14 protein-coding genes are annotated in these 15,231 nt (G+C 67.3%); 2 read left to right on the top strand and 12 right to left on the bottom strand.

Features of this window, described 5'->3' with window-relative positions; all coding sequences use genetic code 11:
- Positions 1–5 precede the first annotated feature (5 nt).
- The 7 genes from NQ036_RS12805 to NQ036_RS12775 form a co-directional block, all read right to left on the bottom strand.
- Complete coding sequence (locus NQ036_RS12805) at positions 6–317, bottom strand: hypothetical protein (RefSeq protein ID WP_257049370.1); 312 nt, start codon at positions 315–317, stop codon at positions 6–8.
- An 11-nt stretch (positions 318–328) separates the two neighbouring features.
- Positions 329–1,909: an anion permease gene (locus tag NQ036_RS12800; protein WP_257049369.1), complete on the bottom strand. Its 1,581-nt coding sequence runs from the start codon at positions 1,907–1,909 to the stop codon at positions 329–331.
- A 152-nt stretch (positions 1,910–2,061) separates the two neighbouring features.
- Positions 2,062–2,967: a hypothetical protein gene (locus tag NQ036_RS12795; protein WP_257049368.1), complete on the bottom strand. Its 906-nt coding sequence runs from the start codon at positions 2,965–2,967 to the stop codon at positions 2,062–2,064.
- Between the two features lie 156 nt (positions 2,968–3,123).
- Positions 3,124–4,299, bottom strand: a complete 1,176-nt coding sequence (locus NQ036_RS12790; RefSeq protein ID WP_257049367.1) for a diacylglycerol kinase family protein — start codon at positions 4,297–4,299, stop codon at positions 3,124–3,126.
- An 18-nt stretch (positions 4,300–4,317) separates the two neighbouring features.
- Entirely contained in the window at positions 4,318–6,525 is a 2,208-nt protein-coding gene (locus NQ036_RS12785) for a YhgE/Pip domain-containing protein (protein WP_257049366.1), read from the bottom strand.
- A gap of 45 nt (positions 6,526–6,570) precedes the next feature.
- On the bottom strand, positions 6,571–7,542 hold the full coding sequence (locus NQ036_RS12780) for an ATP-binding cassette domain-containing protein (RefSeq protein WP_257049364.1): 972 nt from the start codon (positions 7,540–7,542) through the stop codon (positions 6,571–6,573).
- A 186-nt stretch (positions 7,543–7,728) separates the two neighbouring features.
- Positions 7,729–8,934 (bottom strand): LPXTG cell wall anchor domain-containing protein, encoded by a 1,206-nt coding sequence (locus tag NQ036_RS12775; protein WP_257059500.1) that lies wholly within the window; start codon positions 8,932–8,934, stop codon positions 7,729–7,731.
- 182 nt (positions 8,935–9,116) lie between these two features.
- On the opposite strand from NQ036_RS12775, the gene serS reads away from it, so the two are divergent.
- On the top strand, positions 9,117–10,403 hold the full coding sequence (serS, locus tag NQ036_RS12770) for a serine--tRNA ligase (protein ID WP_257049362.1): 1,287 nt from the start codon (positions 9,117–9,119) through the stop codon (positions 10,401–10,403).
- A gap of 85 nt (positions 10,404–10,488) precedes the next feature.
- On the top strand, positions 10,489–11,331 hold the full coding sequence (locus NQ036_RS12765) for an HAD family hydrolase (RefSeq protein ID WP_257049361.1): 843 nt from the start codon (positions 10,489–10,491) through the stop codon (positions 11,329–11,331).
- Positions 11,332–11,361: 30 nt separating this feature from the next.
- Here the strand turns inward: NQ036_RS12765 and NQ036_RS12760 are convergent, their stop codons facing one another.
- The 5 genes from NQ036_RS12760 to NQ036_RS12740 all read right to left on the bottom strand — a co-directional run bounded on the left by NQ036_RS12760 (position 11,362) and on the right by NQ036_RS12740 (position 15,045).
- A complete protein-coding gene (locus NQ036_RS12760) occupies positions 11,362–11,670 on the bottom strand; it encodes a hypothetical protein (RefSeq protein ID WP_257049360.1) in 309 nt (102 codons plus the stop codon).
- Positions 11,671–11,749: 79 nt separating this feature from the next.
- A complete protein-coding gene (locus NQ036_RS12755; RefSeq protein ID WP_257049359.1) occupies positions 11,750–12,598 on the bottom strand; it encodes an HAD family hydrolase in 849 nt (282 codons plus the stop codon).
- Position 12,599: 1 nt separating this feature from the next.
- The gene (locus tag NQ036_RS12750) at positions 12,600–13,190 is read right to left on the bottom strand and encodes a hypothetical protein (protein WP_257049358.1); all 591 of its coding nucleotides are present in this window, start codon (positions 13,188–13,190) and stop codon (positions 12,600–12,602) included.
- Entirely contained in the window at positions 13,190–14,293 is a 1,104-nt protein-coding gene (locus NQ036_RS12745; RefSeq protein ID WP_257049357.1) for an NAD(P)H-quinone oxidoreductase, read from the bottom strand. The genes NQ036_RS12750 and NQ036_RS12745 overlap by 1 nt, the downstream gene beginning before the upstream one ends.
- Before the next feature lie 143 nt (positions 14,294–14,436).
- On the bottom strand, positions 14,437–15,045 hold the full coding sequence (locus NQ036_RS12740) for a GNAT family N-acetyltransferase (RefSeq protein ID WP_257049355.1): 609 nt from the start codon (positions 15,043–15,045) through the stop codon (positions 14,437–14,439).
- Positions 15,046–15,231 lie beyond the last annotated feature (186 nt).

Genomic DNA, 15,231 nt, shown 5'->3' with positions numbered 1-15,231 from the left:
CTGTCTCAGTTCATCCCGCCGGCGAGCGGCAGATAGTAGGCGGGGCTGAGGATCGCCACGATCGCCCAGGCCAGCAGCCAGAGGTTCCGAGCCCGCAGCACGGTGATCACCGCGGCACCGGCGCCCAGCACCGGAGCCAGGACCCACAGGGTCGTGTCGTGTGACAGCGCGGCGATCCAGACGACCGTGGCGCCCAGCAGCACCAGCATTGTGCAGATGCTCGAGGCCCCACGCGAATCGTGCAGCTTCCAACTCCACGCGGGATCGGGAACCGGCGCGGACCCGGGCGGGGTCACATCGGGAGCGGGCTCACTCATGGTCATCCTCCTCAGACCAGGCCGATCCACTTCCAGTAGGTGGCCGACAACACCACGACCAGCACATAGCCGATCACGGTCAGCGGGATGCCCGTCTTGAGGAACTGCTTGGCGGTGAAGGCGCCAGTGCCGTAGCCCAGCATGTTCTGCGGGGCGGACACCGGCAGCAGGAAGCCGAAGCTGATGACGAACTGCTGGATGATGACGAAGCCCAGCCCGCCCTGCGCACCGCCCGGGATCGAGGTGGCCAGCGCGATGAACACCGGGATCAGGGCCGAGCTCAGCGATGTGGCGGAGGCGAAGCCCAGGTGGATGAGGATCGTGAACAGGCTGACCAGTGCGATCATCGCCAGCATCGGCATGTTCGAGATCCCCAGTGCGCCGAAGGTCTTCTCCGACAGCCAGGTCGCGGCTCCCGTGTTCAGCAGCAGGCTGCCCAGCGAGATGCCGATCGCGAACACGATGAGCGTGCCCCAGTTGATGAGCTTCTCCACGGTCTTCCAGCTGAATACGCCGATCCGCGGGGTCAGCAGGATGCCGATGGCGATGAGCGTGGTGGTCGTCGAGTCGATGCCGTGCAGGTCCTCGGTCGCCCAGCAGGCCAGCAGCAGCACGGCCACGATGATCAGCCGGATCTCCTTGGCGCTCAGCGGTCCCAGTTCCTTCAGGTTCGCATCGATGACGGCGCGTCCGCCCTCGATCCGGTCGGTCTCGGGCTTGATCGCCCAGCGCATGACGAAGAACAGTGCGATCGACATGAGGATCGACCAGGGGGCGGCCCACAACAGCCACTGGCCCCAGGACACATTCGTGTGCATCTGATCCTGGATGAAGCCGATCGCCACCTGGTTCTGCGCGGCGGCGGTCTTGATGCCGACGTTCCAGATCGACACGGCCTGGACCGCCGTGATGATGAGCAGGGCGCCCAGTTTCGAGTTGGTGGCCATTCCGAAGGCCGCGACCATGCCGAGGAGAATCGGCACCACGGCGCCGGCGCGGGCGGTGGCGGACGGCACGAAGAAGGCCAGGATGATGGAGATGACGATCGCGCCGACCACGATGTGGCTGGTCTTCTCGCCGGCGAACTTGAGCACCAGCAGGGCCAGCCTCTTGTGCAGCCCGGTGGCCTGCATGGCGGCTGCCAGGGCCAGGGCGGCTGCGACCAGTGCCACGGCCGAGGACGCGAATCCTCCCAGCGCCAGTTTCAGCGAGGCAGCGGTTCCCATGGCGCCGGCACCCGGGTCGTCAACGGGTGGGGCGAAGGACACCATGATCGCGATCAGTCCCAGCACCATCACCGACGACACCGGGTAGCTCACGGCCTCGGTCACCCACATGATGACGGCGAAGGCCAGGATCGCCAGAGCCTGCTTGCCGGCCAGGGGCAGGTCGTCGCCGGTGGGCAGCAACAGGACTGCGATGAGTGCGGCGAAGGCCAGGAAGAACCAGCCGGTCTTGATATTCAGATGGGCCAGGAAACCCTCATGGTGGGAGGATTCCCTTCCCGCCAGTTCGCTGGCGACCGTTCCGCGTTCGTGCAGTGCCTGTTCCGCAAGCTTGCGGCCTCGTGCGATCTTCTTCAGCTTCGCCATGGGACTCTTCCTTTGTAGGGATGTTCGGCGCGTGTCCGGCGCCGGGGATGGCTGGTCTTCCGCCCACCAGCCTAGACGCGAAACGGGCGCCCCGAGGATATCGGAGCGCCCGTGGAACGGACCGTCTCAGCCGCAGCCGGACTCAGCCGAGCTCAGCCGACGACGGTGAGGATCTGTTCGTACAGGATCGTGCCCGCGTCGTTGTACACGACCACCGAGTACTGGCCCGGGTCGATGTTGAGCGCCTTGAGATTCATATCGGCCAGACCGTCATCGCCGGCGGCGGCCGAGGTCCCGGCCATGGGCTCGGGATCGCTCTGTGCGCTGCCCGGTGCGAAGTGCTCCAGCAGGCTGACGGTCAGGTGGTCGTCGTCCCCGCCGGCGGCCTGCGCCTTGACGTTGACGCCCTTGACGGCCAGGTCGTTCGTGGAGATCCGCGTGGTGTCCAGTGTGAACCGCGGGTCGGGCAGCGGCGAGGTCACCTCGAAGGAGGCCAGCTCGTGCCGGGTCCCGGAGGCGTCCTCGACGTAGACGTGGTTCTCGCCCCCGGAGATACCCGCGGCGTGCGGCGCATAGGTCACGGTCTTGGTGGGGGCGTCGGCGGTGAAGGTCACGGGGGTGGCGCTGTCAAGTGAGGTGGGCCCGGCAGCCACCGTGGTGAAGTAGGTGGCCCCGCGTTCGAGCCCGGAGAACGTCACCTTGAGCCCCTTGGCGGATTCCTCGCCGGTGAGTTTCGCGGTGGCGGGCACTGCCTTGACGCCCGAGACGTCGACCGCCGTCGTATCGTCGTGTCCGTCGGTGGCACCTGCGCTGGTCCCCGCCGGCGAGGTCGCATCCCCGGAGGCGCCGTCCGTCGGCTGGGCGGAGGGCTGGTCCGCCGGCGTCGTCGCCAGGTCCGAGTCACCCGCGGAGATGTCCACGGAGGCGGCTTTCTGTGCCGCGCTCTGTCCGGTCTGAGAGGTCAGCGCGGCGTCCGCCTGCGCGTTCGTGACCTGAGTGGTGGCCATGATGAGGCCCACGGCCAGAACGGCCGGTGCCAGAAGAACCCTTGCCCGCATGGATCTGCCTGCCTTCGTTCCGATGAGGAAGTCGAACGATGTACTGTGGATCTTCCAGACTACGCAGTCGTTCGGGGATCACAAGGATTTTTGTCGGCGTGTCCGAAGACTCCGCTCAGCGTGCATCACAGGAGCCCGCGGCAGGGCGTCCGCCGGCTATAGAATCCGCCAGTCCTCCAAGCGGATCTGGTGCTGCTGCTCGGCGGTCGGCACACGGATCGTGATTCCGGCCGGGACGACCTGCATCTTCAGATAGTCCGAGGCCCCCAGTGCGTCGCCGTCGACCTGCACCTCGATCTCCTCGTTCGCTTCGATCTCCACGGTCTTGCACCGCACGATCTCCGTGTGGATGCCCTTCTTCTGCTTGCCGGTGCCGATCGAGGCGAACACGCCCATCCACTGTGCCAGGTTCTTCGGCGTGATGAGCAGGACGTCCATCAGGCCGTCGGACAGGCTGGCGCCGGGCAGCAGTTCGATCCCGGCCTGCAGTTTGCCGGCGTTGCCGCCGACGATCGAGCGCACCCGGTAGGTTTTCGCGGGATTGTCGTCGAAGCTCACGGACACCTTGGTCCGGTCGCCGCCGAGCTTGCGGGAGCCCGCCTCCACATAGGCCAGCCAGCCGACCTTGGATTTCAGCGCCGGGTTCGTATCGGCCATAACCGCAGCGTCATAGCCCATCCCGGCCATCACCATGAACACGTGCTGTTTGGCATCCTCGTCCGGGCTGATCTGCGCGACCGCCACGTCCGTGGGCGCGTCCCCACCCCACAGAGCGATCCGCAGAGCCCATTCGGGGCGCTCCAGCACGATGTGCAGATTGCGCGCCAGCAGATTCCCCGTGCCCAGCGGAACGATCCCCATGGCGGGCCTGGTCTGCCCGTCCGCGAGCCCCGCGGTCACCAGGCCCTGCGCCACCGCGCGCACGGTGCCGTCGCCGCCCGCTGCGATCACCACGTCCACCCCGGCGGCCACAGCGGTGCGCGCCATGGCCGAACCGGAATCGTCGATCCGCGTCTCGATGATGAGCGGCGGCGCCCAGCCCTCCTGCCGGCAGATCGCGAAGGCGGTCGCCCGGAACGCCCGTGCGGCTGGCTTGGACGGGTTGAGGATGATCGCCGCCCGCTTGACGGGGATCGCCAATTCGGCCGAGGCCGTGGGACCGGCCGGGGCCTCGGCCTCGGAACCGTCTGCGCCGGGGGTGGTGCCCGGCTCGTGTCCGAGCACGGCACGGCGCGTGCGCGCGGTGCCGATCGCGACCCCAATGGCGATGCCGATGAGGAAGACGACCAGCAGCGCCACCGCGGTCAGCAGGAAGTTCTCGCCGAAGTCCATGGATCTCATTCTATGCGGTCACAGTGTGAAGCTGGGGTGGAGGTCCTTGAGCTTGATCATCCGCTTGGCGTTGCAGGCGATGACGCTGACGAGCATGCCCACGACACCGATCACCACCAGGCCCAGCAGGGCACTGGCGACCTGTCCCGGATCGCCGCCGGAGATCAGCGCGCGCAGGCCCTTGATCGCGTAGGTCATCGGCAGATAGGGCGCGATCGCCTGGAAGAAGCCCGGTCCCAGTTCCACCGGATAGGAGCCGGATCCCGCGCCCAGCTGCAGGATCAGCAGCACCAGGGCGAGCAGACGGCCGATCCCGCCGAACAGGATCACGCACATCTGGTGGATCGCATGGAAGGACGCCGTGACGATGATGCTGAACAGCAGGGTGGCGATCCAGCTGGCCGCCGTGAAGTCGAGGACGAACACCAGGAAGGCGTAGAGCACCGCGACCTGCAGACAGCCGAAGATCACCGCCGGCCACCAGCCCGACAGTGCGATCCGGTAGGACTTCGCGCTGGTCGCCAGGGCCCGGTAGGGGATCGCGCCCAGAACCATATAGGTGATCATGCCGCCGATCCACAGGCCGATGCTGATGAACATGGGGGCCATGCCCTCGCCGTAGAAGGCCACATGGTTCTTCGGCGTGTCATCGCCGGTCACCGGCAGGGCAACGGCCTTGGAGTGCGCATCGCGGGAGTCCTTATCGTAGGTCGGGACCTCTTTGGCGCCGTCGCGGATGCTCGTGGCCAGTTTCCCCGTGCCGTCGTCGATCTTGGTCGCGCCGTCGTGCAGTTGCCCCGCCCCGTCGGCCAGTTTGCCCGATGCCGTGTTCAGCTTGCCGGCGGCTGTATCGATCTTGCCGGCGGCCGCGTCGAGCTGGACCGAGCCCGAGGCCAGGGTCTGCGCGCCGTCTGCCGCGGTGCCGGTGGCGGTGTGCAGCTTGTCGGCCCCCTTGGCCAGGGTCACGGTGTTGGTGTGCAGTTTGCCGGCGCCGTCGGCTACGGTCCGTGCGCCGCCGGCCAGGGTGCCGATGCTCTTATCGGCGGCGTGGACCTTCCCGATCAGCTCATCGGCTTTGGCTGTGGTGTCCTTGCGTGCCTGCTTGGCCTTCTCGAAGCCCTTGGTCGCCCGGTCGTGGGCGTCGTCCAGGTCCTTGCCCACGCTCTGGGCGCTCTCCACAAGTTTCTTGACCTGGGGGTCGTCCGGGTACTTCTTCTGCAGGGCCCGCAGCTGCTCGGTGATATCGCCCTTGACCTTGTGGTGGGCGTCGTCCAGGTCGTCGGCCGCCCGGTCGATCACCGGCACGGTATTGTCCACCAGGGTGTCGGCGCGGTCCTTGAACTCATCGGCCTTCTGCGTCGCGGCATCCGCGGTGTCGCTGAGCTTGTCGGCGCCCGAGGCGACCTTCTTAGCTCCCGTGGTCAGGTCACCTGCGCCATCGGCCAGCTTGCCCGAGCCGTCGGCCAGGGTGCCGGATGCATCGTCGATCTTGCCGATCCCGGTCGCCAGACTCTTGGCCCCGGTGACCGCCTTGCCGGTCGCATCGTGCAGCTGACCGGTGCCGTCGACCAGTTGCCCCGCGCCATCGTGCAGCTGGCCCGCCCCATCGGCCAGGGTGTCCGAGGACGTGGCCAGCTTGGCCGCGCCTTCATGGACGGTGTCCGCCCCGTCCGCGGCCTTGACCATGTTCTTGTGGATGTCGTTGAAGCCCACATAGACCTGGTCGACGTACTTGGCGGTGGTCGTCTCGTTGAGGTTCTCACGCACCTGGCCCAGCACCACCGAGGCGATCTTGCCGGTCAGATAGTTGTTCGCGTCATTGGTCTGGATCTTCAGCTCTGTGCGCTCGGGATCGTCGCCGGCTGTCGACGTCAGTTCGCGCGAGAAGTTCGCGGGGATGGTCAGCACCGCAGCGTACTTCCCGGAGTCGAGGCCGTCCGCGGCCCTGTCCACATCGGTGGTCTTCCAGGTGAATCCGGCATCGGCGTCCTCACCGGTGAGTTTTTCGGTCAGCTCCCGGCCGGCGTCCAGCTTGGGGTCCTGCGCGCCCTCGTCCAGGTTCACCACGGCGGCGTCCAAGCGGTCGGAGTTGCCCGTGGGGTCCCAGTTGGCCCACAGGTAGATGCCGCCGTAGACGGTCGGGATGAGGATGACGGTCAGCAGCGCCAACTGGGTGAGCAAGTGGCGGCGGAACCGGGTGATTTCCAGCAGTGGCAATGAGAACATAAGGGCTCTTCGGTGTTTTCTCGGTGTTTCGAGGCTGTGCGGGGGTCAGTCGGCGCTTAGGCGGACGGGGACCAGGGGCGGCGGGGTCAGGCCCTGGGCGAGGACGCGCTCGCGCGCCTCGGCCAGTTCCGAGGCGTCCTCGCAACTGACGATGAAGGTGGGCGCCGGAAGTGCTGTTCGGTCCGTGGGAGAGGTGGCGTCCGGATCCGCGATGCCCAGCAATTCCATTCCGGCCAGCACGTACATCCAGGCGCGCTGGCGGTCTTCGCGCCGCCGCAGCAGATCGATGTCGTCGACTGCGACGACCTGTGGATGGGCGAACAGGGCCAGCGCCAGGCCCAGCAGGAAGCGGTCCAGATCGGACAGGTCTCCCACATAGGACTTGGCGGGGAAGGTGCCGGTGGCCACGCGCGAGGCCGTGCGCGCCTCGGGTGTCCCGGGTTCCGGTTGGATTGCCGCGGACACCCGGGCCGAGACCCTGCGCATCACCTCGAGTGCCCTGGCCACGTGTTGTTTGGAGGCGAAGGGCTTGTACCAGGGCTGGTACATGATGATGCGTTCTGCCACGTGGTGTTCGATCGTCAGGTTGTCGTCGAGGTCGGTGACGTCCTTGACCGGTCCCAGGGACGCGATGCTGCGGACCCGCCGGGGCTGCTTGGCCACGTCGATGCCGGCTACGGTGGCGTGGCCGTGGGTGAACTTCATCCGTCCGGTCAGGGACAGCAACAACGCGGTCTTGCCAGTGCCCTCGGGGCCGATGATGACGAGCATGCCGCCGGCCGGGACCTGCGCGTCGACGTGTTCGAACACGGGGGACTTGCCCCGCATGCCCAGGTCCTCGGCGTTGATCATGGGTTCGGGTTCCGGTGAGCCCTGTGGTTCCGGGCCCGCCTGCGATTCCGTGGCGACTGGGTCGGGGCCGGGCGCCGTGGCCTCCACGGTGGGCAGGGGTTCGGTGTGATCCGACACGGTGGGCATCTCCTCGGAACGGTCGGCGGCAGGGGCATTCATCATCATAACCGGTGCTTTACAAATGTAAAGAGTGTTTTTGTGCACGTCCGGGTGTCCGCGTGTCGGTGCTCGCGTTCGTCCCACCGGCCCGCATCAAGTCGGATAGTCCGAGGGCCCGCAACCTTTCGGTTGCGGGCCCTCGGCTCAAACCCCGTCAGGGCGCGCTGCCCGGCACGGGTGCTGTTGGTGTGCTCAGTGCTGCGTCTTGCGGCGCCGGGTCACCATGATGCTCGCCCCGCCGACCAACAGCAGGATGGAACCCGCGACCACTGCGCCCAGCTCGGCGCCACCGGTCTGCGGCAGTTCCGAGCCGCCATTGCCCGAACCGTTGTCATTCGAACCGTTATCGCCCGAGCCGGTGCCGTTGTCGCCAGGGCCGTTGTCGTCTGAATCGTCTCCGCCACCGGCATTGGGATCACCGGCGGTTACGGTGAAGCCGGATTTCAGTGCCTTGCCGTGTTCGGGGACGGCCTTGACGGTGTATTCGCCGACATAGGCGCTGGGGTTGCTTGCGCTGACACCGTAGACGACCCAGCGGGCCGTGCCGTTCTCATCGGCGGCCACTGTGCGGTCCAGGCCGGTGACGCTGCCGCCCTTGGGAGTGACCGTGAACTTCACGTCGGTGCCCGGCTTCAGGTTCGTGACCGACAGGCGGACGCCCTTCTTCTCGTTGACGAAGTTCTTCGCGGAGATCTTCTTGGGCTCGACTCCCAGCTTGGCGACTTTCACGGGGGCCTGCGTGGTTTCCGTGGGGGTGGCCGTCGCCGTCTGCGTGGGGGTCCCGGTGGCGGTCTGCGAGGGTGTCGCCGAGTCCGTGGGGGTCGCAGTGTCCGTCGGGGAGGCGGTGTCCGAAGGAGTCTCCGTAGCCGTCTCCGTTTCGGTGGCCGTCGCCGAGGCGCTGGGGTCCGTGTCGCCGTTGTCCGTGGTGATCTTGAACGAGCCGCTCAGGGTCTGCAAGGCTCCCTCATAGGTGGCGGTGACGGTGTAGGAACCGACGTAGTCATCCGAGTCCGCCGAGGCGTCGCCCTTGACTAGGTCGAAGCCGGCCTTGCCGTCCTCGACCCCGGTGCTGGTCTCGTAGGGCTCGATATCCTTGTCGCCGACCTTCTGCGTGACCTTGAAGTTCACCTTGGTGACGCCGGCGGGCAGGCCGCTGACCTGGATGCTCACACCCTTGTCGGTGGTCAGTTCGCTGGCCTTGATCGACTGCGGGGTGATGCTCAGAATGGCCTTGGCCTGGGGCGCGGCGGATTCCGTTTCATCCTGTGCCCTGGGCTGGCCATGTGTCTTATCCGTGCCGGAGAAGGATGCACCCGTCGCAGCGAAGGCGGAGGTGCCGGAAAGGGCGATGGCGCCGGCCGCGAGAACTGCTGCGGGAGCGAGGATCAGGTTCTTCATGCCAGGTGACTTCCTTCAAAACAGCGCGGAACGGTTGACCCGCCCCACATTGGCCTTCAAGTTTGCCTCATACGAACCTGTGTGTCAACTGAGTTCGCTCTATCAAGTTGCTGATTGGTGGTGGCCTCGGGCCCCAGGATCCGGAGTCCCCATGTGTCGGAGCCACCGGCTACTCTGTATATGTGATCGATCTACAGCAGTTGCGTGAGTTCCCGGACAAGTTCAAGGCCAGCCAGCGTGCCCGCGGGGCAGACGAATCGCTGGTCGATCAGATCCTCGCGGCCGATTCGGCCAAGCGTGCGACCCTGACCGAATTCGAAGCGGCCCGTGCCGGACAGAAGGCCTTCGGCAAGACGGTCGCCCAGGAGAAGGACAAGGCGAAGAAGGCCGAACTGGTCAAGGAAGCCAAGGGCCTGTCCGACCGGGTCAAGGCCCTGCAGGCGGATTCCGACGATGCCGCCAACACCTTCGACGCGCTCATCGCCAAGCTGCCCAACCTGATCGTCGACGGAGTCCCCTCCGGCGGTGAGGAGATGTCGGTGACCCTGCGGCTGGAGGGCACCCCGCGTGACTTCGCAGCCGAGGGCTTCACTCCGGCCGACCACCTGGAGATCGGCGAACGCCTGCACGCGATCGACACCCAGCGCGGCGCCAAGGTATCCGGCGCCCGCTTCCACTATCTGACCGGTTTCGGTGCACGGCTCGAACTGGCACTGCTGACCATGGCCTGGGACGTGGCCCAGAAGGCGGGCTTCACTCCCGTCATCACCCCCACCCTGGTCAAGCCGGAGATCATGGCCGGTACCGGGTTCATGGGCGAACACGCGGATGAGATCTACCGTCTGGAGGCCGACGACCTGTACCTGGTCGGCACCTCCGAAGTAGCCCTGGCCGGCTACTACAAGGACGAGATCATCGACCTGTCCGGCGGCCCCATCCGGATGGGAGGCTGGTCCAGCTGCTACCGCCGCGAGGCCGGTTCCTACGGCAAGGACACCCGTGGCATCATCCGCGTCCACCAGTTCCAGAAGGTGGAGATGTTCGCCTATGTCCACCAGGACCAGGCGGAGGCCGAACACGCGCGCATGCTCGGCCTGCAGGAGGAAATGCTCAACAAGTGCGAGCTGCCCTACCGGGTGCTCGACATCGCCGCCGGCGATCTGGGCGATTCCGCGGCCCGCAAGTTCGACTGCGAGGCCTGGGTCCCCACACAGGACACCTACCGCGAACTGACCTCGACCTCGAACTGCACCACCTTCCAGGCCCGACGCCTGCACATTCGCGAACGCGATGCCGAAGGCCGCACGACCCCGGTCGCCACGCTCAACGGCACAATGGCCAACACCCGCTGGCTGGTTGCGATCCTGGAGAACCACCAGCAGGCCGACGGCTCCGTCCGCATTCCCGCGGCCCTGCAGCCGTACCTGGGCGGGATGACCGCCTATGGCCCGGAGGGTCCGCGCTACTGAACCGAACCGGTTCCGGACCGTGGCCGGAATGCCGGCCACGGCCTCGGCGTCGGTACCCCATGCCATGAACGAAACCGGAGGTTCCATGACCACGACGAGCACGGCCGCGGCCCAGGCCGCTGATGCAACCGCCCGATACCTGATCGGCCTGGACCTCGACGGGACCGTCGTCGACTACGACGGCGTTCTGCACGAAGAGGTCCGCGACTATCTGATGGGCCTGGCCGACGCCGGGCAGCACGTGGTGATCGCGACGGGGCGGGCGCCCGTTGGCGCTCTGGAGGTGGCCAACCGTCTGGAACAGACGCGCGGCTACGTCATCAGCTCCAACGGCGCGGTCATCATGGAATTGGACCCGGCCACGGAGTTGGGCTGGAAGCCCGTGCACGTGGAGACCTTCGACCCGGCCAGCGCTCTGGAGCAGATGGAATCCGTCATGCCGACGGCCCTGTACATGGTCGAGGACGAGAACCTGGTGCGCTGGGCGTCCGAGGACTTCCCACGCGGCGACCTGACCGCCGGGGGCGACTACAACGTGGTGTCCTTCGAGGAGCTCAAAGCGAAGAAGGCCACCCGCATCGTGATGCGGGAACTGGGCGGGAGCCAGCCGGAGTTCGCGGAGGCGGTCAAGCGGATCGGCCTGCACGGGGTGACGTATTCGGTGGGCTGGAGCAACTGGCTGGACATCTCGCCGGAGGGGATCTCCAAGGCCTCGGCCCTGCAACGGGTCGCTGACCTGCTCGGCGTGGACCGGGCACACACCGTGGCCGCGGGCGACGGTTCGAACGACGCCGAGATGCTCGACTGGGCCGGCCATGCGATCGTCATGGGCCAGGCCCGCGACGAGTTGAAGGAACTGGCCGATTTCGTCGCGCCCCCGGTGGAGGAACACGGCCTGGTCGCCGGCCTGCGGAGCTTCCTGGGGTGATCAGGGCCGGAGCGACCTCCGGCCTCCGGTTCAGATCCGGGTGCCGGAGATCTTCATCTGCCCCATGGAGGTCTTCGCCGATGCGCTGAGCACATCGCCCTCGACCCGGCCGGTGATCTCGTACTCCAATGAGAACACGACGACCTTCTGCTTGCCGGAGATCGAGAAGTCGTCCCCGTCGAAGCGCCCGCCGGTGAAGGGCAGATCCATGGACTTGCCCGACTTGTTGCTGAAGGTGAGCTCGCCGCTGAGCTCTGTGCCCTCACTGGTCAGCGTCAGGACTCCGCGCTTGGGTCCCATCGGGGTGTCAGCGGTCAGCGTGTACTTGCCGTCGATCATGAGTGTGGGGGCTCCTTGTCTGTGGATCGTGTCCGTGGTCCGGATAGGGTCGATGTTTGCAGGCGCGTCCGCAGCGGGGTTACCGGGTGGCCTGCGCTGAAAGGATACGCCGAATCGGTTCGGCCACGCCGCCCGCGTCCAGTTCCGGGCAAGCGCCGGTCGCCGCGGCCAGCGCATCCGGGTGGCCGCCGGTCATGGCGAAGCTGGTGCCGGCCCAGCGCAGCATCTCGATGTCATTGGGCATATCGCCGAAGGCCACGACCTGTTCCGGGGTGAGCTGGAGGGACCTGGTGTAGAGCTCCAGCGTATGGGCCTTCGTGACTCCCGCGGGGGACAGCTCGAGCAGCCCGTTGTGCGGATCGGAATAGGTTCCGTGCAGGGCGCCGGAATCCAGCCGGGTCAGCGGGGCGATGGCGTCCTGCAGCTTCGCGGAGTCGGTGTTGCCGGGGATCCGTACCAGGATTTTGATGACATCGGCCAGGGATTCCGGTGTGGTGTCGCCGGACACGACCTCGGCACGGGTGACGACGGAGGCGTTGCGGGGCGTGCGGCCCTTGAAAGAGGGCTCGACCACGGAACCCGCCAGGGTTTCGAAGGCCAGGACCGCGTCGGGGACCCGTTCGTCCAGAAGCCGGGCGAATGCGCCGGTCAGGGCGGGTGTGATCGTGGACTTCCACAGCACCTGCTCTTGGTGGAGGTCGTAGACCACGGTGCCGTTGGCCGCGATCACGCGGTCGAGTTCGGGCAGGTCGGTGCGCAGGATGTCCAGCCAGTGCAGGGGCCGGCCGGTCACAGGCAGGACGGCGATCCCGGCATCCAGGGCTGCGCGGACGGCGGCCACCGTGGCCGGGGCGATCGGTTGGCCGTGGCGCAGCAGGGTACCGTCGAGGTCTGTTGCGATCAGGCGGATCCCGCTGAGGTCATTCACCCTATGAGTTTAACGGTTCGGAGTTCTCGCCCCACCCGGAGGCGATCGCCGAGCACTGCCCGACGAGTTCTGCGGCATCGGCGACGTAGCGGTGCGCTGCCGCCGCGGCCTCGAGCCCATCGCCGCCGGTGCGCAGCGCCACCCGGCTCATAGCGGCGGCCTGGGCGGCCTCGGCGACCTTGGCGGCAGCGCGCGAGAGCAGCTCCGGCAGGCGGCCCACCCGGGCGCGGGCGGGCGCGGGCAGGACCATGCCATCGATCGGGAAGGACTCCTGCGCTGCCTGCGCGACGGCATCGACTGCGGCGCTCGCTTCGCCCAGGGTATGGGTGAGTTGTGCCAGGGTCTCCGCCGGGGGTTCCGGGGCCGAGGTGCCTGCTGTGGCCGTGGCTTGTCCGTGTGCGCTTCCCTGAGTCGCGGCCGGTCCGGTCCCGTCCGACTCCGCCGGGTGCTCCCGGTGGACGGCGAGGGCGGTGTCGTAGAAGCGGTCCACCGCACGGTTGAAGCGGTCGCGGTGCTGACGCCACAGGCCGGTGCCGTAGAGGTCGTCGGCGGTGGGGGCCTTCGGCTTGCGGAATCTGTCGAGCAGGCCCATCAGGCGTGAGCGTCCGCGACGTCGAGCACGACCTTGCCGATGCTGGTCCCGTCCTCCAGCAGGGTCTGAGCGGCGCCGGCCTCGCCCAGGGGGAGGACCCGGTGGACGATGGGCCGGATCGCCCCGGCGAGCACCTGCGGCCAGACCCGGCGACGGACCTCGGAGACGATCGCGGCCTTCTGGCCGGCCGGGCGGGCGCGCAGGGTCGTGCCCATCACGGATTTGCGCCCGGTCATCAGGGCGTTGAGGTTGATCTCAGCCTTGACCCCGCCCTGCAGGCCGATGATGCTCAGGCGCCCGCCAGTGGTCAGTGCCCGGATATTGCGCTCCAGATACTTCGCGCCGATCACGTCGAAGATGACATCGGCCCCGGGCTTGCGGGGCTCGCCGAAGGCATCGGTCGGGGAGGCCGCCGCGGTGACCTCCTTGATGCGTGTCACGAAGTCCTCGGTCTTGTAGTCGATGACAGCGTCGGCGCCCAGCTCGCGGCAGAACTCGGCCTTGCGGGCGCTGCCCACGGTGACGGCGACCTTGGCACCGAAGACCCGGGCCATCTGGATCGCACAGGTGCCGATTCCGGAGCCGCCGCCGTGGACCAGCAGCCACTGGCCCGCCGCCAGATGGGCGCCCGAACCGGGTTCGGGACCCGCGAAGACATTGGAGTAGACGGTGGACAGGACCTCGGGCAGGGCGGCGGCGTCAGTGAAGGACATGTCATCGGGCAGCGGGATCAGCTGGCCGGCCGGCACCGTCACATACTCCGCATAGCCACCGCCGGACAGCAGGGCCGCGACCCGATCGCCGAGGGCGGGAGCGTATTCCGGGGCATCGGCTGGGGTGGTGCCGGTTGACACGGGTGTTGCGGCAGGGACGGGCGCAGGCGTACCCAGCGCCTCGACGGTGCCGGCGACCTCCAGGCCGGGGATGTCGGTGGCTCCGGGTGGGGGATTGTAGAAGCCCTGACGCTGCAGTACGTCCGCGCGGTTGACGCCCGCGGCGGCCACGCGCACCAGGACCTCGCCGGGGCCGGGCACGGGTTTCGGACGGTCGGTCAGGCGGAGCTGCTCCGGTCCGCCCGGTTCACTGATCTCGATTGCACGCATGCCCCCAGGGTAGCGGGGCGTCCCGGGCGGCGTCTCAGCTCACTCAGATCAGCAGTCACTTTGGTCGGTTCTCCCCTCGATTGGCAGTCATTTTGGTCCGAGAGTTCGCCGCCGTTTTTTCGGACCAAAGTGACTGCCGAAGGTCAGGCCACCACATCCTCGCCCAGCCGGAAGCGGAGCATGGAACGTACCTGGGGCCATTCGTCCGCCGTGATCGAGTAGACGCAGGTGTCCCGTAGTGAGCCGTCCCGGGTGTAGGAGTGGCGCCGCAGCACGCCGTCCAGTTTGGCGCCCAGACGTTCGATGGCCCGCCGCGACTGGGTATTGATCCAGGCCGTGCGCAGCTCGACGGCCGGACACCCCAAGGTGTCGAAGGCGTAGCCGAGCAATGCCAGTTTCGAGTCGGCGTTGGTCCCCGTGCCCTGAGCGGAGGCCGAGTTCCACGTGGACCCGATCTCCACGCGCGGGATCGTGGGGTCGATGTTCATGTAGGAGGTCATGCCGATCACGCGGTCGTCTGCCAGGCGGCGGGTGGCGAAGGGCAACATGCTCCCGGCCTCCTGAAGTCCGAGCCGTCGGTCGATCTCCGCCGCCATGCCGTCCGGGGTGGGAACGGTGGTGTACCAGAGCCTCCACAGCTCACCATCGCGCACCGCTTCGCACAGCTCGTCGTGGTGCTCGTGCGACAGGGGTTCCAGCCGAACCAGCCGTCCGGTGAGTGTGACGGGTTTCAGTGGGGTGCTCTGAGTCATGCGGCCATCCTACTCACGACATACTCACACCCAGCCCTGGCGACTAGTTCACTCGATTCCGCTGGTTGTCAATCTGGTGTGAACCGGTAATGGGTGGGCTAGGCGCCGACGAGTTCGACGACGCTGGGACTGGTGTGGTTCTTGCTTGTGGTGTGGCCGAGGTTGAGGCTGGCCTGAGCCGGCGGC

This window comes from Brevibacterium sp. 91QC2O2 (assembly GCF_024580695.1).
GTDB lineage: Bacteria > Actinomycetota > Actinomycetes > Actinomycetales > Brevibacteriaceae > Brevibacterium > Brevibacterium moorei.
Note: the sequence above shows the minus strand (reverse complement) of the source record. Positions and strands in the feature narration are given on the sequence as shown.